Source organism: Brachybacterium sp. AOP43-C2-M15, from assembly GCF_052446295.1.
In the GTDB taxonomy this organism is placed as follows: Bacteria; Actinomycetota; Actinomycetes; order Actinomycetales; family Dermabacteraceae; genus Brachybacterium.
Genome location: NZ_JBQSWB010000024.1, coordinates 17,637 through 35,813 on the forward strand (window position 1 = coordinate 17,637; position 18,177 = coordinate 35,813).

Here is an 18,177-nt window from a genome sequence, read left to right on the forward strand (position 1 = left end):
GGCACTCCCGCTGCGGTGTTCGAGGACCGCGTCGGGGTCAGTCGCCCTGCACGGTCTTCTGGAGCTCCTCCCCGGTCTCGCCATGGCGGATGAGCCCGTCGGCACGCAGCTCCCAGAACTCGGCACCCTTGATGCCGAGTCGGCGGGGGTCGAAGTCCGGGTCCTTGCCGGCCTTCTTCTGCTGCTGGTAGTCCTTGAAGGCCTTGAGCGCGGGCCCCTGCATGATGAGGATCGCGAGGACGTTGAGCCAGGCCATCGCGCCCACGCCGACGTCTCCCAGGTCCCACGCGGCACCGGTCTCGGCGACCGAGCCGTAGACCACCGCCACCAGGATGGTGGCCTGCAGGAGGCGCACCAGGACGCGACGCACCATGCGATTGGGGATGAAGCGGTTGAGGTAGGTCAGGTTGACCTCGGCCATGTAGTAGTAGGCCACGATCGTGGTGAAGGCGAAGAAGAACAGCGCGATCGCCACGAAGGTCGGGCCGAGGCCCTGGAACACGGTCCCGAAGCCGTGCTGCGCGAACTCGGGGCCGTAGTCGGTGCCCTCAGGGATGCTGCCCTGGTAGAGGACCGTCTCCTCGTCTGGGGAGAACACCTGGTACATGTCCGTGGAGATGATGAGGAACGCGGTCGCGGTGCACACGAACAGGGTGTCGATGTAGACCGCGAAGGACTGGGCGAAGCCCTGCTTGGCGGGGTGGGAGACCTCGGCGGCGGCCGCCGCGTGAGGGCCCGTGCCCTGGCCTGCCTCGTTCGAGTAGAGGCCGCGCTTGACTCCCATCTCGATGGCCTTGCCGACGATCGCGCCGAAGATGGCGTGCGCGCCGAAGGCGCTCGAGAAGATGAGGCCGAAGACGTGGCCGATCTGGTCGAAGTTCACGAAGAACACGATCATCGCCGCGACGATGTACAGCACGGCCATGATCGGGACGACGATCACCGCGAAGTGGGCGATGCGCTTGACCCCGCCGATGATGATGAAGGCCAGCAGGATGACCATGCCCACGGCAGTCACCCAATGGGGGATGGCCCATGCCTCGAAGACGGCGGAGGAGACGCCGTTGCCCTGCACGCCCGGCAGGAAGAAGCACATGGCCACGACGGTGACGACGGAGAACACGACCGCGTACACGAGGAAGACGGGGGCGGCCTTGGTGTGCTTGTAGGCCTTCTCGATGTAGTAGGCGGGGCCGCCGCGGTACTCGCCGGTGTCGAGGTCCTTCTCCTTGTAGATCTGTCCCAGCGTGCACTCGATGAAGGAGGTCGCGGCGCCGAGGAAGGCGATCAGCCACATCCAGAAGACGGCGCCGGGGCCGCCGAGGGCGATCGCGGTGGCGACGCCGCCGATGTTGCCCATGCCGACGCGTCCGGCGAGGGACATCATCAGCGACTGGAAGGAGGAGGTGCCGTCCGGGGACGCCTCGCCCTTCTTGAGCTGGGCGAGCATGTCGGGGATGCATCGCACCTGCAGGAACGCGGTGCGCAGGGAGAAGTAGAGGCCGGCCAGGAGGAGCAGGACGACGAGGGGCAGGGCCCACACCACCCCGTTCACTGAACTGACTATGTCGGCGAAGCTCATGAAGCCCTCCTGGGGGATCGGGGAAGCGGTGACGTCATCGGCACCTGGGGATGGCGCGCGGGGGTGAGGTGAGTCACCGTGCGATGCTGGGGGGAACTTACCGGACCGCGGGGGTTCTGAGCCTTCTTTCAGCGTGCTGTTGCCGGGTCGTGACCTCCTGCGCCGACGGGCGGGTGCGTCGCGCCTGGTCCGCCGGGGCGGACGCAGGGGCGTGTGCGGTCGGTGCGGCGTGTCGTGAGCGGGGTCTCTCCGATGGGCTCGAAGCGGCGCCGGGGGAGCCGCTACACTGGTTCGCGACCCCTCGTGCGGTGTCATCTTGCTGAACTCCCCCAGGGCTTGACGGCAGCAAGGGCAGGTGAGCTCTGGCAGGTGCGCGAGGGGTCGCTTCATGCCCGGACGAGCGCACTGACCTCGCCTGTGCGGGCCAAGGCGCCTGAGCTGTCGGAAAGAGGGCTCGATTCCGACGCGCCAGGCAGCACGGCCCCGGGATTCCGACGCGCCAGGCAACACGGTCCCGGGATTCCGACGCGCCAGGCAACATGGCCCCGAGATTCCGACGCGCCAGGCAACACGGTCCCGGGATTCCGACGCGTCAGGCAACATGGCCCCGAGATTCCGACGCGCCAGGCAACACGGTCCCGGGATTCCGACGCGTCGGGCGGCATGGCCCCGTGCGGGCGCTGGGAACGTGCTCGGTGCCGCGCCGGTCGGCTTCGCAGGGCCGCCTTGGGGCTCCGCCGACGCCCCCCGCGCAGAGCGGGGGATGTCCCCACCCCGGACGGGCGGATCCCCCGGTTCCGGCGGGTGGGTCCCGGTTCCTAGCGTGGACCTCGACGCGGCGCCCGCTCCCGGAGCCCGCGCATCCCTCCCCAGGAGCGCCTGATGTCCCGCACCGACGCCTCACCGTCCGGCTCCCCCTTCTCCTCGACCCCTGTTCTCTCCTCGACCCCTGACCTGCGCCGCGTGCTCGCCTTCCTGGGCATCGCGCTCGCCGTCACCACCGCCCTCTCCTTGCCTGTGGCGACCGGGCTGATCCCCGAGGCGGCCCTCGGCCTCGTGGTGCCGCTCGCCCAGCTCTCCCCGCTGCTGGCCGCGCTCGTGGTGCGCCGCCGCGGAGAGCCCCTCCGGCGCTCCCTGGGGCTCGCGATCCCCTCCTGGCGGGTGCTCGCCATCGCTTCCCTCGCCGCGATCGCCGCCTTCGTGACCGTGCCGCTGGCCCGGGTGCTGGTGGGCATCGGGGCGGGTGCCCCGCCCGCGGCCGAGGCTCTGTCCGTGCAGGCCCTGCTGCTCGCTGTCCCCGCCGTGCTCGTCATGCAGGGACTGTTCGCGATCGGCGAGGAGGCGGGATGGCGCGGCTGGCTGCACCGCGAGCTGTCCCCGCTCGGCTTCTGGCCGGCGGCGCTGCTGATCGGCGTCGCCTGGGCGCTGTGGCACGCCCCGATCGTGCTGGCCCTCGGGCTGTCCCCGCGCGAGGCCGTGACCTACCTGGGCACGATCGTCGCCGTCGCCCCGCTGCTCTCGGCGCTGCGCCAGATCTCCGGCACCGCCTGGGCCGCCGTGCTCGGCCACGCCCTGTTCAACAGCGCCCGCGTCGCGATCGAGCAGAACGTGCTGGGACCCGTCGATCCCGGCACCGCCTGGCTGCTGGACCTCACCTCGTGGGCGCTGTGGATCGCGGTGGCCTGGATGGTGCTGCGCATCGGCGGTTCGCTCGCCCCGCGCGGCGGCACGCCGCCCGGAGGCCGCCCCGCGCGGCCGACTGAGGCCACGGCGCCCGGGGCCGTGTCCCCCGTCTCCGGGGCGGTGACCCTCGTGCCCGGGACCGTGTCCCCCGCGTCCGGGGCGGTGCCCCCCGCGTCCGGGACCGCGTCGGCCGGCGCCTGACCCGCGCGGTCCCGCCGCCCCGCGCACTCCGCCCTTCCGATAACCCGCCCTTCCCCCGCGCACTCCGCCCTTCCGAGAACCCCGCCCTTCCCCCGCACCCGAGCGGTGCGTAGCGTGGCCGCATCACTTCTGCGAGGCAGGGAGCCGCCGTGAGGATCGAGACCGTCCACCGGATCGCACAACCGCAGCCCGACGTCCTGGCCTGGCACGACAGGCCTGGAGCGCTCGTGCGCCTGACCCCTCCCGGCCTCGCTTCCGCGGAGGAGCCGGCCGCCGGCGGCCTGCGGGCCGGCCGGTTGGTCGGGGCCCGTCTGGGGCCGCCGGTCCTGCCCGATCCGCTGCGCCCCCGCTGGATCCTCCGCCACGCCGAGCACGACTCGTCGGGCCGTTTCGTGGACCAGCAGGTCCATGGCCCGTGGCGCACCTGGCAGCACGAGCACCGTCTCGAGGCCGACGGGGACGGCACGGCGATCCGCGACAGCATCGAGCTCGAGCTTCCGCGTCGACTGGAGCGCCTGACGCCGGTGGCCGCGTCGCAGGTCCGCCGCCTGCTCGCCTTCCGCGCCCGTCAGCTGCGCGACGACCTCGCCTTCCATGCCCGCTACGCGGACCAGCCCCGTCGCACCATCGCGATCACGGGCTCCTCCGGCCTGATCGGCACCCAGCTGGCCGCACTGCTGGAGACCGGCGGGCACACGGTGCGACGGATGGTCCGCGAGAGCGACGTCGGGCCCGGCGAGATCTCCTGGGACCCCCGGGCCGCCGAGCTCGACCCGGCCGACCTCGAGGACGTCGACGTGGTCGTCAACCTCGCCGGACGCTCGATCGCGACCCGCTGGACCGCCTCGGCCCGGCGCGAGATCCGCGACTCCCGGATCAACGGCACGATGCTGATCTCCCGCACCCTCGCCGGGATGCAGGACGGTCCCTCGACCCTGGTGCAGGCCTCCGCGATCGGCGCCTACGGCCCGCGCCGCCCCGAGGAGCTGCTCACCGAGGCCGATCCGGGAGGCGAGGGCTTCCTCGCCGACCTGGTGCGCGACTGGGAGCGTGCCGGGCATGCCGCCGCCGAGGCCGGGGTGCGGGTCGCCCAGGTGCGCACCGGGCTCTCGCTCTCGGACGCGGGCGGCCCCCTGCTGCCCCAGCTGCCCCTGTTCCTCGCCGGGATGGGCGGCCGGCTCACCGACGGCGGGGCCATGACCTCGTGGATCTCGCTCGACGACATCGTGCGCGTCTTCGCCCACGCGGCGCTCTCCGCGGGCATGGAGGGTCCCGTCAACGGCGTCGGATCGGAACCGGTCACGGCCCACGAGTTCGCCCGCACCCTGGGGAAGGTGCTGCATCGCCCGGCGCTGCTGCCGGTGCCGTCCTTCGGGCCGAAGCTCGTGCTCGGCACCGCCGCCGCGGACGAGCTGATCGAGGTCGATCAGAACGTCTCCTCCGCGCGGCTCGAGGCGAGCGGCTTCATCCCCGCCCACGGACGCCTCGAGGACGCGCTGCGCCACGTGCTGCGGCGCTGAGGGAAGACCCGGTCGCTGCCGGCCTGATGGGTCGGCGTCCCGTCGGCGCGGGGCCGTCCACCGCCTGCGCCGCCTCGAGCGCGTCCTGCACGGCGGCGGCGAAGCCGACGAGACGTCGAGAGCTCCCTATGACATCGGAGGTCTCGCGGGCGATCTCGGCGCGTCGGCATTTCTCCGCCCGCCCCCTGTGCCGGTAGCGACGCTTTCGATAGTCTCATGGCGCAACATCACCCTGAGAACATGGCCGCAGCACCCCACAGTGACCCGATGTCTCCGCGCGGGCGGCCGCGACGACGCCCCCGATGCCCGACCGTTCCCACGGGCGTCCTGGCGGGTCCACGGAAGGACCGACCCGATGCATGCGACCGACCAACCCACTCCGAGACCCTCCCCGACCATGATTCCGGTGCCGGCCCCGTCGCGACGCGGTGTGCTCGGAGCGGCGGCTGCGCTGGGCGGTGCGGGCGTGCTCGGCTCGGCATTCGCCGACGATGCGCACGCCGACGACACGCTCGACAGCCCGAGCGCCCACCCGGCCGACCGCTCCGCGGCGGGCGCCTCCGGGACGGGCGGGGACGCCCCGGACCCCGACCCAGCTTCGGTGATCCTCCTCGAAGCTCCCGCGGCCGACTGGGCCGAAGGCACCCTCCCGATCGGCAACGGCCGTGTCGGGGCGACCTTCTGGGGCGACCCCGTGCACGGCGTGGTCCAGCTCAACGAGATCAGCCTGTGGGCCGGGGCGAACGACTACGACAACGCCCTGAACGGCGACGACGACGGCGACATGGACACCTCCATGACCGGCTTCGGCACGTTTCTCTCCGGCGGTCGCCTGCTCGTCGACGTCCTCGGCGCCGACGGCTCCGACACCCCCGTCGACGGTGCGCCGCTGCGCCGCGAGCTCGACGTGAGGACGGGCCTGCACACGATGGCCTCCCAGGCCCCAGGCGACATCGCCGTGCACCAGGAGGCCTTCGCCTCCGCCCCGGCCGACGTCCTTGTCCTCTCCCTCGAGGCCGAGGCCCCGTTGCGCGTGGACCTCGCCCTGGAGAGCGATCAGGAGGACACGAGTCTCCAGGCCGACGAGGGCGAGCGCACGCTCTGGGCGACCGGCACCCTCGGCAACGACCTCCGGCACGCGACCGCGGTGCGGCTCCTCGAGCACGACGGGACGGCGACCTTCGCGACCGACGGCGACAGCGTGCGGATCACTGACCTCACCCGCCTGGTGCTGCTGGTGGACCAGGCCACCGACTACGTGCTCGATCGCGGGAAGCGGTGGCGCGGCGCCGATCCCGCGCACACGGTGCGCCGCCACCTCGCCGCCGCCGCCCGCACCGGCCACCCCGCTCTGCGCAGCGAGCACCTCGCCCATCTCACCGAGCTCACCGCCCGCGTGAGCCTTGAGGGCGCCGAGTCGCCGGCCGAGGTGCTGGCCCTGCCGGTGGACCGGAGGCTCGAGCGCGTCACGGAGGGGGAGGAGGATCCCTCGCTGGAGCGGCTGCTGTTCGACTACGGACGCTACCTGCTGATCTCCTCCTCGCGGCCGGGCGGCCTGCCCGCCAATCTGCAGGGACTGTGGAACCACTCGAACGAGCCGCCGTGGTCCTCGGACTACCACTCGAACATCAATCTGCAGATGGCCTACTGGCCTGCCGAGGTGACCGGCCTCCCCGAGACCCACGAGGCGCTGATCGGCTGGCTGCAGGCGATGCGGCCTTCGCTGCGCCGCGCCACCGGTCACACCTTCGGCCCGGTGCGCGGCTGGACCGCGCGGACCTCGCAGTCACCCTTCGGAGGCAACGCCTGGGAGTGGAACACGGTGGCGAGCGCCTGGTATGCGCAACACGTCCTCGAGCACTGGGAGTTCACCCGGGGCGAGGAGTTCGCCCGCGACGTGGCATGGCCATTCGCCGAGGAGGTCTGCACCTTCTGGGAGGACCGCCTGATCGAGGCCGAGGACGGCGCGCTGCTGGCGCCCGACGGCTGGTCTCCCGAGCACGGTCCCCGCGAGGACGGCGTCATGCACGACCAGCAGATCGTCCGGGAGCTGTTCGAGGGCGCGGAGCGGGTGGCCCGTGCCGTCGGGGCCGACGACGCGCGATGCGAGGAGCTGGCCACGATCGCCGCGAGGATCGCCGGCGAGAGGATCGGCTCCTGGGGCCAGCTGCAGGAATGGCAGGAGGACCGTGACGACCCCGCGGACCTCCACCGCCACACCTCCCACCTGTTCTCCCTCTACCCGGGAGGCCACATCACCGAGGCCACGCCCGAGCTGCAGCGGGCTGCCCGGGTCTCCCTGCTCGCGCGCTGCGGGCTGCCGCCGTCGGAGGACGGCTCCGAGCAGCCGGCGGACGAGCCCGTCCCCGACGATCTCGAGAGCACGGTCAGCGGCGATTCCCGGAGGTCCTGGACCTGGCCCTGGCGTGCGGCGCTCTTCGCCCGGCTCGGCGACGGGGACGGCGCGCACGCGATGCTCCGCGGCCTGTTGCGCTACTCCATGCTGCCGAACCTGTGGGCCACCCACCCGCCCTTCCAGATGGACGGCAACTTCGGGATCACCGGAGCCGTCGCCGAGATGCTGGTGCAGAGCCACGAGCGCACCGAGGACGGCCGGGTGATCGTGCGCCTGCTGCCCGCCCTGCCCACGGCCTGGGCCGGGGCCGGCGCCGTGCGCGGCCTGCGGGCGCGCGGCGGCCTCGTGGTCGACGTGGCCTGGGAGGACGGCGCCGTCACCGACTGGTCGCTCGCAGCCGTGAGCCCGGGGGCGGTGCGCGACGCGGTGGTCGTGATCGGGGAGACCGAGACGGTGGTGGGCGTCGCCGCGGCCGTCTGAGAGGGACGGCCTCGCAGAGGCGGTCGGTCTCCGTCGTTCTCCGTGGGTCCCCGCCGGTCACTGCTCCAGGCCGGCCCGCGCAGCCGTCTCCCGCAGGGCCCGGACCACGTGCCGCACCGCCGAGCGCTGGGCGGCGTCGGGCCGCATCAGGGCGCTGAGGTGCCGCAGGGTCGGCACCCCCGCCACGGGACGCAGCACCACGCCCCCGTCGGCCGCGGTGGTGAACCGGGGCAGGATCGCGAGGTGCTCGCCGCCGGCAACCATCGCCTCGACCAGGCGGTTGTCCCGCAGCCGCTGGGTGATGCGCATCGACGTCCCGGTCGCCACCGAGATCGCCTGCAGCACCCGGTCGAAGGGGAAGCCCTCCGGCACACCGATCCACGACTGCCCCGCGAGGTCGCGCGCGTCCAGGTGCTCGCGGGCGGCCAGCGGATGGGTCCGGGCCATGGCGACGTCCAGCGGCTCCGCGCCGAGCGGCACCACGGTGCAGCGTTCGCTGCCCTCCGGCACCGGTCCCGTCAGCGAGTGGGCGACGACCACGTCGTGATCGGCAGTGAGGTCGGCGAAGCGGCTCTCGGCCGCGTCCTCGTCGTGGAGCACCAGGTCGATCCCGGCCCTGTCCAGGTGCTGCGCGAGCCCGGGGAAGAGGATGGTCGCCGCGCTCGGGAACGCGAGCAGGTCGACCGATCCCGCGGGGGAGCCGAGCAGTCCCGTGAGGCTGTCCTGCACCTGGGCGATCGCGGCGGCGACATCCTCCCCGCCGCGGGCGAGGAGCTCCCCGGCCTCGGTGAGGCGGAGGCCCCGCCCGTGCGGCCGGACCAGCTCGACCCCCAGCTCCCGCTGAGCGGTGCGCAGCTGCTGGGACACGGCCGACGGGGTCCGGTGCGTCGCTCGCGCCACCGCTGTCACACTGCCGCGCACGGCGAACTCGCGCAGCAGCTCCAGATGACGCACGTCCATGACGCCAGGCTACAACTGTGAAGGCCACCTGCAAGGACCATGCAGAAGAGTTCGCTTGTGCTGAAAGGTGACGGGGGTCCACCGTGGGGCCATGCCCGCCCGCCACCGCCTCCTCGCACTCCTCGTCGCCGCTCTCTGGGGAGTGAACTTCCTGGCCATCGATGCTTCGTTGGCCCAGTTCCCGCCGCTGTTCCTGGTCGCCGTGCGCTTCACGCTGCTGGCCGTGCCCACGCTCCTGTTCGTCCGCCCGCCCCGAGTGCCGTGGCGATGGGTGATCGGCTATGGGCTCGGCTTCGGCGTGGCGCAGTTCGCCTTCCTCTACCTCGCGATGACGCTGGGGATGCCGCCGGGGCTGGCCTCCCTGGTGCTCCAGGCCTCTGCGCCCTTCACCGTTCTGCTGGGCGTGCTGCTCACGCGCGAGCAGCTCGGTCTGCGCGCCGGGCTCGGTGTGACGGTCGCGGTCGGCGGGCTGGCGGTGGTGGGCCTGCACCGTGCCGAGAACGCCGCCCTGCTGCCCTTCCTCCTCACCCTGCTGGGTGCGCTCGGCTGGGCCGTCGGCAACCTCTGCACCCGGCAGGCGCGCACGAGCGAGCCGCTGCGCCTGGTGCTGTGGATGTCCGTGGTGCCACCGCTGCCCGCCCTCGTGCTCTCTCTTCTGCTCGAGGGGCCCGGCAGGATCACCGCGTCCCTGGACGGCATCGGCAGTGCCACCGGGGTGCTCGCCCTGCTGGGCCTGGCCTACACCGTCGTGATCGCGACCCTGCTGGCCTCGGGGATCTGGAGCTGGCTGATGTCGCGCCACCCCGCCGGATCGGTCGCACCGTTCTCGATGCTCGTCCCGGTGGTCGGCATGACCGCCGCCGCGATGGTGCTGGGGGAGCGGGCGGCCCCGGCGGAGCTCCTCGGCGCCGTGCTCGTGGTGGGTGGCGTGGTCGCGGCCACCTGGGCGCCCCGCCGCCGCGCCCTCAGAGGTGCTCGGCGGGATGCTCCGCGAGAGTCGTCGCCCGCTCGGTGAGCGTCGGGTCCGACGAGGAGGTCGCCGGGTCCCCCTCGGCGGTCCTTCCCTCGCCGAGCAGCGCGTTGACCAGGGCGGCGAGGACCACCAGGCCGGCGGCGCCGGTGGGCAGCCACATGGCGGCCTCGGCCCCGATCCCGTCGGCGACCGCGCCGGTGAGGGCCGAGGCGGCGGACTGGCCGACGATCGTGGCCGAGCCCAGCATCGACATCACGGTCGCCGAGCGACCCTGCGGGGAGCGCTCCGCGGCGAGGCTGTACAGCGTCACCACCGTCGGCCCGATCCCCACGCCGGCGACCGCCATCGCCCCGATCAGGCCCCACAGCCCGCCCGCGAGCCCGAAGGCGATCATCGCGCCGAGCATCAGCGCGGAGAACACCAGCCAGCGGGCGGCGAGGCGGAACCGCTCGGGGAACAGCGCGATCGACAGCGCGAGGATCGTCGAGCCGACGCCCATCACCCCGTAGACCAGTCCCGCGGAGTCGGAGTCTCCGGTGCCGGCCAGGAAGGCGGTCAGCGACGTGAGCACCGTGCCGAAGAAGAGCCCCACGCCGAGCGCCCCGGCGACGATCACCAGCACCCGCGCGGTGCGCAGCTCCGAGGCGGGGGCCTGCTCCACCGGTGCCTCGGTACTCGGCGCGCTGAGCTCGGCGGTGGGGTGCAGCGCGAAGGCGGTGACGAACACCAGCGTCAGCACCGCCGCACCGATCATCGGCGCTGCCGGGCTCATGGTGGTCGCGAGGAGCCCCACCACCACGGGACCGAACACGAAGGCGGTCTCGTCCGCGGCGGACTCGTAGCCCATGGTGGCGTTGAGGCTCTTGGCGCGCCGCTGGGCGGGCAGTCGGGTGAGGATCAGCTGCACCAGGCGGGAGCGGGAGAACGGACCGATCTGCGGGGAGGTCGCGCCGATGACGAAGCCGACGGCGAGCACAGCCACGTCCGGCAGCGGGCTGAAGGCGACGTAGGCGAGGGCGAGCAGGGCCAGCGAGTTCGCGATGCCCGCCAGCAGGATCACGCGGCGCTGGCCGATCCTGTCGGCCGCGGCGCCCAGCAGCGGGCCGACCAGTGCGGAGCCGAGCCCCAGCAGGGCGGAGTTCAGCCCACCGAGGGCGATCGAGTCGCGGGCGGCGACGACCAGGGTGAGGGTGCCGACGACCATCATCGCGAAGGGGAAGCGGGCGATGAAGGCGATCGGGAAGTAGGCGGCCCCGGCGGCGCCGCGCAGCGTGGGGGTCTGCTGGGGGCTCTGCGGCGGGGTGTCGGTCCTGGTCGTGCTCATCGTTCCTCCGGGACGGGGTGTGCCGCCTTGGACGGCCCGCGTGGGACCCGAGGTAGATGCACTGCAGGGACGGCCCGGATGCCGGGCCGAGGGGACTCCACCACGGTAGCGTCCGCGGCGGGCGCCGCCAAGGGAACGCCGTCGCGGGGGAGGGGACCTCACAGTCGTGGACGCGTCACCTCTTGACCTGGAGCGCGCTCCAGCACCCAGGATGCCTCTCATGGCACGCATCGACGCTCCCGCACCCACCCTTCCGACCTCTCCGGCGCTCCCGGCGCTCGGTGCCATGCACCTGGGCACCCGCATCGACGAGCGCGACAGCTTCGCCCTGCTGGACCGCTTCGTCGAGCTCGGCGGGCGCTGGCTGGACACCGCCGACAACTACTACTTCGCCCAGGACCCCTCGGGCCTCGGCGGCCAGAGCGAGGCGATGATCGGCCGCTGGCTGCGCGCCAACCCCGGCGCTCCGGTCTCCCTCAGCACCAAGGTGGGCGCCGAGCCGAACCGTCCCGGCGGCTTTCCCGACGACCTCGAGGGCCTCGCCCCGGACGTCGTGCGCACCGCCCTCGAGCGCAGCCTCGAGCGCCTCGGCGTCGAGAGCGTCGACCTCTACTGGGCCCATATCGAGGATCACGACGAGCCCTTCGATCGCGTCGTGGAGACCTTCGGGGGTCTCGTCGCCGACGGACGGATCGGCGCCTGGGGCCTCTCGAACCACCCGTCCTGGCGCATGGCGCAGGCGCGTCTCCTCGCCGAGCACGCCGGCCTCGCCGTGCCGAGCGAGTACCAGCAGCGCTACACCTACCTGCAGCCCGCACCCGGCGCGGAGGTCGAGGGGCAGCCGGTGGCGCTCGGCGTGCTCTCGGCCGACGGGGTGGACCTGCTGCGCCGTACCCCGGAGCTCACCGGCTGGGTCTACACCCCGCTGCTGCGCGGCGCCTACGACCGGGAGGACCGCCCCGTGTCCCCCGAGTACCTCCACCCCGGCAACGAGCGGCGCCTCGCGGCGCTCGGCGAGGTCGCCGCGGCCCGCGGGCTGAGCCGCGGCCAGATCGCGCTCGCCTGGCTGAGCGGGGGAGTGCCGGCCCTGGTGCCGATCATCGGCGGCAGCCGCGTCGAGCAGCTCGAGCAGGCCTGGACTGGAGCGACCACGGTGCTCACGGCCGAGGAGCGGGCACGCCTGGACGCCGCGGCCTGAGCTGCGGCGCGCGGGGACCTCTCCAGCGCGTCTCCTCCACCGGGTCTTCTCCGGCGCGTCTCCTACAGTGTGGGGACGCCGACGTCGACCGGAGGATCCATGACTTCCCTGGAGGCGAACCTCTACCGCGGGACGCCTGACCGGACGGGCAACGGCACCGGTGCCCTCGTCCTGGCGGGCTCCAGCGGGCGCATCGACACGGCGCGGGTGGACATGCTCAGCGCCCGAGGCGTGACCGCCGCGGGTCTGCGATGGTTCGGCGGGGACGGGCTGCCGGAGCTCCCGTCCGAGGTGCCGCTGGAGCACGTCCTCGACGCCGTGGACCTGATGGGCCACGACTGCGATCGGGTCGTGCTCCTGGGGCTGTCCTACGGAGCGGAGGCCGCCCTGCTCACCGCGTCGATCGACCCGCGTCCCGCCGCGGTGGTGGCCCTGGCGCCCACGGACGTGGCCTGGGAAGGGCATCGACACGACGAGGCCGACCCGGCGCGCAGCAAGTGGACGCACGCGGGGCGTCCGGTGCCGTACGTCCCCCTGGACCGCTCCCTGCTGGACCGCCCCCTGTCAGTGCGATCCCGGGAACCGGCACGGGAGAAGCCGGCCTTCGTCGACCTCTACCTGCGCAGCCTCGATGCCGCCGGGGCCGGCGTCGTCGCCGCCGCGGAGATCCCCGTGGAGCGGTTCGGTGGAGAGATGCTGCTCGTCGTCGGCGGGGACGACCGGGTGTGGCCCTCCGCGCGCGCCGCCGCACGGATCGAGGCGCGGCGAGCAGCGGCCGGCCTCCCGACCACCGTCGTGCGCGACGAGAGGGCCGGGCATCCCGTCGTCCTTCCCGGGGAGGCGGTCCCGGATCTCGACCGGCCCTACCTCGTGGGCGGTGACGCCGGTGCCCCGCAGCGGCTGGGGCGACGGGCCTGGCCGCACATCGCCCGCCTCCTCGATCTCGAGCCGCAGCCGTGAGTCGCAGCTCGAGCAGGCCTGGACCGGGGCGACCACGGTGCTCACGGCCGAGGAGCGGGAGCGGCTGGATGGGGCGGCATAGGTCCTCGCCGCGGTTCAGCCGACGTCGGTGAAGGAGACCGGGGTGCCGGCGGCCCGGGCGTAGGCGATCTCCCGGCGAGTCGACTCGCCGATGTATCCCCCGGGGTTCACGACCAGCACCCGATCGGCGAGATCGATCTTGCGCAGGTGGAGAGCGTCCAGCGCCTCCTTCTGCTCGGGGGCGACCTCCTGGTCGGCGTCCCGGGAGTGGGCGAAGACGCCCGGCGCCACGACGATCGCGCCCGCGAAGGTCAGATCCCGGTTCACAGCGTTCATCTCGTCCACGAAGCGGGTGGAGCCGCAGAGGCAGACGATCTCGGGCCGATCGGGCACGGCCGCGGGGTCCGACGTGGTGCTCATCGGTCCGCGCTGTAGTACGCGATCTTGTCGTCGAGCACCTCGAGGGCGCGCTCGGCGGCGCGTCGGCGCTCCTCGAGCTCGGCGCGGCGCTCGCGCAGGAAGGCGATCCGGTCCGTGGTCTCGGCGCTGTCGCGCAGCAGGGTGGTGAAGCGTCGCAGATCCTCGATACCCAGTCCGGCCTCGCGCAGGCAGGTGACGATGCCGATCCAGGCCACGTCGTCCTGCGAGTACCGGCGCCTGCCGCCGACGGCGCGGTCGATCGGCCCGATCAGCCCCTCGCGCTCGTAGTAGCGCAGGGTGTCCAGGGTCAGGCCGGTCCTCTCGGCGGCCTCGGCGGGGGCGAAGTGCGACATGCGGGCAGTGTGCCACGGCGCGCGAGCGGCGTCAGGGCCGCCGAGAGGGGCGCGGAACGGGCCGAGGCCGGTCCCGCTCCGTGATCGGGAGCAGGACCGGCCTCGACCGGTGCCGACGGGCCGGGCGGTGCGGTGCGGTACGGCGGCACCGGTCGACGAGCGACGGGCGGCGGGAGCCTCAGGCCCGCGCGGGCTCCTTCTCCGGGTCCGTGGCGTCGGCGCCGGACTCTGCGCCGGACTCTGTGTCGGACCCGGTGTCGGCCGCGATCGCCGCGTCGGCATCGGCCTCCGCCTGCTCCTCGGCCTGGATGGCCTGGAAGGAGGTGCGGCGCGCGGCGTCGTACGCGCCCTGGTCCAGGATCTTCTCGCGCTTGGCGACGATCACGCCCACGAGCGACTGTCCGGTGACGTTCAGGGCGGTGCGGCCCATGTCCAGGATCGGGTCGATCGCGAGCAGCAGGCCCACGCCCTCGAGCGGGAGGCCCAGGGTGGAGAGCGTCAGCGTGAGCATCACGGTCGCGCCGGTCATGCCGGCGGTCGCGGCCGAGCCGAGCACCGAGACCAGCACGATCAGCAGGTAGTCGGTGACGCCGAGCGGGACCCCGTAGAAGTTCGCGACGAAGATCGCGGCCAGGGACGGGTAGATCGCGGCGCAGCCGTCCATCTTCGTGGTCGCGCCCAGCGGGATCGCGAAGCTCGCGTAGTGGCGGGGCACGCCCATGCGCTCGGTGACGGTCTGGGTCATCGGCATGGTGCCCAGCGAGCTGCGGGAGACGAAGCCCAGCGAGGTCGCGGGCCACACCCCGCGGAAGAAGGAGCCGACGGAGAGGCCGTTGAGCTTCAGCAGCACCGGGTAGACGACCAGCAGCACGATCAGCATGCCCACGTACACGTCGAGCGTGAACACGCCGAGCTGCCCGATGGCCTCCCAGCCGTAGCTGGCCACGGCGTTGCCGAGCAGGCCCACGGTGCCGATGGGCGCCAGGCGGATGACCCACCACAGCAGCTTCTGCACGATCTGCAGGGCGGAGCCGGTGACCTTGAGGAACGGTTCGGCCTTCGCACCCACGGAGAGCACGGCGATGCCCACCGCGATCGAGATGACCAGGATCTGCAGGGCGTTGAAGCTCAGCGTCAGCGAGCCGTCGTCCCCGGCGCTCCCCTCGAGGCCCAGGAAGTTCGAGGGCACCAGACCGGTGAGGAAGTCCAGCCAGCCGCCCTGGGTGTCGGACGCGCCCGCGGCGTCCGCCGAGACGCCGGAGTTGCGGCCCGGCTCGGTGAGCGCGCCGAGGGTGATGCCGATCGACACGGCGATGAGCGCGGTGATGCCGAACCACAGGAGCGTCTTCCAGGCCAGGCGGGCGGCGTTGGTGACGTTGCGCAGGTTCGCGATGGAGGTGACGATCGCGAGGAAGATCAGCGGCGGGACCAGCGCCTTCAGCAGCGTCACGAAGACGGTGCCGATGGTGTCCAGCACGATGGTCAGCCAGTTCGCGCCGTCGGGATTCGTGTCGGTCTCGGCGACCGGGCCCATCTGGGCGGCCACGAGGCCGAGGACGATGCCGAGGACCAGTCCGATCAGGACCTGCCAGCCGAAGGGGATGCGGGCGACCGCGCGCAGCGGGTTGCGCGAGCGCGGGGCGGTCGATCCGCTCGTGGGGGTGGGGGTGGTGGATGTGCTCACGGCCGAGGACGCTACGCCGTCGTCACCCTGACATCAACGGATTGGGCAGGGGGTCACAGTAGCTGCGCTTATGAGACGGCGGCGTCCGCCGCGCTCGCCGCGCGCTGCGCCTCGGCCCTCGCGAGCTCCGCGCGGGAGCGGAGGATGCAGAACTGGTTGCCCTCCGGGTCCGCCAGCACCTGCCACCCGGAGCCGGGCCCGTAGATCCCTCGGTGGTCGACGACCTCGCTCGCGCCGTGCTCGAGGAACCACCGGATCTCCTCGTCCCGGGTGCGCTCGCGGGGCCGCAGGTCCATGTGGATCCGCTTGGCGGGCAGCACCTCGTCCTCGACCTCGAGGAACAGCAGGGCATGGCCGCTGTCGGGGTCCCGGATCATGCACTCCTCGTGCCCGGGGAGGTTCGGGTCCGCGGGATCCATCTCGTAGTCCAGGGCCGCGCGCCACCACTCGCTGAGGGTGAAGGCGTCGTGGCAGTCGATGCTCGTGTGGGAGACGAAGGCGCTCATCCCGCCAGTCTTCGCGGCATGACGGGTGCGGTCAACGGGATATCCGGGGCCCGGGGGCCGGAGCGATCCTGTGAACGTTCGACCAGTGCCTCGACCACCTGCTCGGCGGACGCGCTCTAACCGGTGAAGACGCCGACGACGACGTTGATCGCCGCCGCCATGATCACGGTGCGGAAGACGTACGCCAGGAGCCCGTGCCGCATGACGACGCTCGTGATGCCCGTGTCGGACACCGACATCCCGCCGGGGATCCCCGAACCGATCCCGATCGTGAAGCTGAAGTAGATGAACTCCCGGTAGGACGGCTCCTCGTCGATGCCGAACCCGATGCCGCCCGCGTGGCCCGTCCCGTAGTAGAGGTAGGCGTAGTGGGTGACGTAGACCAGGTGCAGGGCCGCCCACAGCATGAACACGCTCAGCAGGGCGACGAGCGCCGGACCGTACCCGGCGTCCGATCCTCCGAGGATCAGCATCGCGATGGTCACCGCGACACCGCCCACCCCGGCGACGACGATGCTCAGCTCGTCGAGCAGCGGCCCGAAGGCCTCCCGGATCGACTCCTCCCGGGTGGCCTCGGCATCCATCGACCACAGGACGGCGGCGCCGCTCACCACGAAGACCGTCGCCGTCGTCGCGATGCCGATCAACGCCCCGTGAGCAGGCTCGGCCACGAGCCCGGCGAGGAGCCCCGCGAGCACGCCGATGAGGAGGGATCCTGCGAGTCTGGAGGTGGCTCTGAGTGTCAGTGTGCGCAGTGTTCGCATGTCTCTTCCTTCCGGGGGACACCGGCTCCCTGGACCCGTCGGCCGGAAGGTCGCCGACCGGGGCGGACGGGGAGCGTACTCCGCCGAACGGCCGATGCGCGGCGGTGCAGGCCCATCCGGCCGGAGGATGCGGGCCGGACCGGTTCTCCGGCACCGTAGGAGCATGCCCGTCACGAGCCCTGCGAGTCCCGAGAGCCCTGCGAGTCCCGAGAGCCCTGCGGGCACTGAGAGCCCTGGGAGCCCCGCTGCCGATGCGTCCGCGGAGGAGAGCGCTCCGACGGCTGGGCGGGAGGCGTCGGCCGCCGACGACGGAGCCCCGGCGGCCGACGCGGACGATGCCCCGCCGGTCTTCGGCGCGACGGACCCCACGCGCTTCGCCGCCGACGTCGAGTACCACGGCCGGGCCGGCGCCCACGACTACGTGGTCCGAGTGCGCCACCGCTTGTTGGACACCTCCTTCACCGTGCTCATCGACGGCATCGAGCACGACCCGAAGGCCGAGGAGAAGGCGCGGAAGGAGCGGGGAGAGGAGGACGATGCCGAGAGCGAGGAGGCCGAGCACGACGACGTCGAGAACGTGCAGGCCGATGGCGGGAACGTGCAGGCCGACGTCACGGAGGCCGACGAGGACGCCGGCGGCGCCGATGTCGGTGCCGCGCCGACGAGCGACGATCTCCGCTTCCGGCTCTCCGACGGTTTCACGACACTGCACTGCACGGTGCTCCGCCCACGCGAGGACGATGATCACAGGGACAGCGAGGTCATCACCATCCGCACAGCGGGTCTGGGCGGAGCGGGAGAGGTGGACGTGCGCCACGGCTTCGACCGCACCCTGCTGGTGCCGGCGGAGGGCTCCCCGTCGGCCGCCCGCGAGGCGAAGCGCACCGAGCATCCCACCCGCTACGCCCTGATCGCCGCCGCCACCAAGGGCGCGAAGTTCCTGCTGCCGCTGCTCGCGTTCGGTGCGCTGTTCAGCGGGCTGCTCGATCCGGCCAAGGAATGGGTCGCCGCACGCATCCGCCCTGCGATCGAGGCGATCTCGCGGATCATCGAGCCGATCACGGCGTGGATCGAGGAGGTCACGCGCCCGGTGCGCGAGTTCCTCGACATGCTGCTGGCGCCGATCCGGGAGCTGATCGCCGCGATCCTGCGTCCGGTGCGGGACCTCCTGCGCTGGCTGCTGGGGCTGCTG

Annotated in this window: 15 protein-coding genes and 1 other RNA gene; 8 read left to right on the plus strand and 8 right to left on the minus strand. The window is 72.7% G+C overall.

Features of this window, described 5'->3' with window-relative positions; translation table 11 throughout:
• Positions 1-37: 37 nt before the first annotated feature.
• Positions 38-1,582, minus strand: a complete 1,545-nt coding sequence (locus ACT3SP_RS17510) for an alanine/glycine:cation symporter family protein (protein ID WP_444588575.1) — start codon at positions 1,580-1,582, stop codon at positions 38-40.
• Between the two features lie 292 nt (positions 1,583-1,874).
• On the opposite strand from ACT3SP_RS17510, the gene ffs reads away from it, so the two are divergent.
• From ffs to ACT3SP_RS17530, 4 genes are all read left to right on the plus strand, one after another.
• Positions 1,875-1,971: signal recognition particle sRNA small type (ffs, locus tag ACT3SP_RS17515), an RNA gene on the plus strand.
• 493 nt (positions 1,972-2,464) lie between these two features.
• Entirely contained in the window at positions 2,465-3,466 is a 1,002-nt protein-coding gene (locus ACT3SP_RS17520; RefSeq protein WP_444588576.1) for a lysostaphin resistance A-like protein, read from the plus strand.
• 149 nt (positions 3,467-3,615) lie between these two features.
• Positions 3,616-4,986: a TIGR01777 family oxidoreductase gene (locus ACT3SP_RS17525; protein WP_444588577.1), complete on the plus strand. Its 1,371-nt coding sequence runs from the start codon at positions 3,616-3,618 to the stop codon at positions 4,984-4,986.
• 406 nt (positions 4,987-5,392) lie between these two features.
• Positions 5,393-7,822, plus strand: a complete 2,430-nt coding sequence (locus ACT3SP_RS17530) for a glycosyl hydrolase family 95 catalytic domain-containing protein (protein ID WP_444588578.1) — start codon at positions 5,393-5,395, stop codon at positions 7,820-7,822.
• Positions 7,823-7,879: 57 nt separating this feature from the next.
• Here the strand turns inward: ACT3SP_RS17530 and ACT3SP_RS17535 are convergent, their stop codons facing one another.
• The gene (locus ACT3SP_RS17535; protein ID WP_444588579.1) at positions 7,880-8,782 is read right to left on the minus strand and encodes a LysR family transcriptional regulator; all 903 of its coding nucleotides are present in this window, start codon (positions 8,780-8,782) and stop codon (positions 7,880-7,882) included.
• A 91-nt stretch (positions 8,783-8,873) separates the two neighbouring features.
• Between ACT3SP_RS17535 and ACT3SP_RS17540 the strand changes: the two genes are divergently transcribed.
• Positions 8,874-9,797 (plus strand): EamA family transporter, encoded by a 924-nt coding sequence (locus ACT3SP_RS17540; RefSeq protein WP_444588580.1) that lies wholly within the window; start codon positions 8,874-8,876, stop codon positions 9,795-9,797.
• Here ACT3SP_RS17540 and ACT3SP_RS17545 read toward each other — a convergent pair.
• Positions 9,748-11,079, minus strand: coding sequence for an MFS transporter (locus tag ACT3SP_RS17545; RefSeq protein WP_444588581.1), 1,332 nt, complete (start codon positions 11,077-11,079; stop codon positions 9,748-9,750). The genes ACT3SP_RS17540 and ACT3SP_RS17545 overlap by 50 nt on opposite strands.
• 220 nt (positions 11,080-11,299) lie before the next feature.
• Between ACT3SP_RS17545 and ACT3SP_RS17550 the strand changes: the two genes are divergently transcribed.
• Both ACT3SP_RS17550 and ACT3SP_RS17555 read left to right on the plus strand, forming a co-directional pair.
• Complete coding sequence (locus ACT3SP_RS17550) at positions 11,300-12,277, plus strand: aldo/keto reductase (protein WP_444588582.1); 978 nt, start codon at positions 11,300-11,302, stop codon at positions 12,275-12,277.
• A gap of 99 nt (positions 12,278-12,376) precedes the next feature.
• Positions 12,377-13,237, plus strand: a complete 861-nt coding sequence (locus ACT3SP_RS17555; RefSeq protein WP_444588583.1) for an alpha/beta fold hydrolase — start codon at positions 12,377-12,379, stop codon at positions 13,235-13,237.
• Between the two features lie 96 nt (positions 13,238-13,333).
• Here the strand turns inward: ACT3SP_RS17555 and ACT3SP_RS17560 are convergent, their stop codons facing one another.
• The 5 genes from ACT3SP_RS17560 to ACT3SP_RS17580 all read right to left on the minus strand — a co-directional run bounded on the left by ACT3SP_RS17560 (position 13,334) and on the right by ACT3SP_RS17580 (position 16,985).
• Positions 13,334-13,678 carry a hypothetical protein gene (locus ACT3SP_RS17560; protein ID WP_444588584.1) on the minus strand — a complete coding sequence of 115 codons (345 nt, stop codon included), beginning with the start codon at positions 13,676-13,678 and terminating at the stop codon, positions 13,334-13,336.
• Positions 13,675-14,031, minus strand: coding sequence for a MerR family transcriptional regulator (locus tag ACT3SP_RS17565; protein WP_444588585.1), 357 nt, complete (start codon positions 14,029-14,031; stop codon positions 13,675-13,677). Before ACT3SP_RS17565 ends, ACT3SP_RS17560 begins: the two co-directional genes overlap by 4 nt.
• 178 nt (positions 14,032-14,209) lie before the next feature.
• Positions 14,210-15,715 carry a dicarboxylate/amino acid:cation symporter gene (locus tag ACT3SP_RS17570; protein WP_444588586.1) on the minus strand — a complete coding sequence of 502 codons (1,506 nt, stop codon included), beginning with the start codon at positions 15,713-15,715 and terminating at the stop codon, positions 14,210-14,212.
• A 68-nt stretch (positions 15,716-15,783) separates the two neighbouring features.
• Positions 15,784-16,221 (minus strand): VOC family protein, encoded by a 438-nt coding sequence (locus ACT3SP_RS17575; RefSeq protein WP_444588587.1) that lies wholly within the window; start codon positions 16,219-16,221, stop codon positions 15,784-15,786.
• Between the two features lie 116 nt (positions 16,222-16,337).
• The gene (locus ACT3SP_RS17580) at positions 16,338-16,985 is read right to left on the minus strand and encodes a DUF1345 domain-containing protein (protein WP_444588588.1); all 648 of its coding nucleotides are present in this window, start codon (positions 16,983-16,985) and stop codon (positions 16,338-16,340) included.
• A 163-nt stretch (positions 16,986-17,148) separates the two neighbouring features.
• On the opposite strand from ACT3SP_RS17580, the gene ACT3SP_RS17585 reads away from it, so the two are divergent.
• A partial coding sequence (locus ACT3SP_RS17585) for a hypothetical protein (RefSeq protein WP_444588589.1) occupies positions 17,149-18,177 on the plus strand: 1,029 nt, incomplete at its 3' end.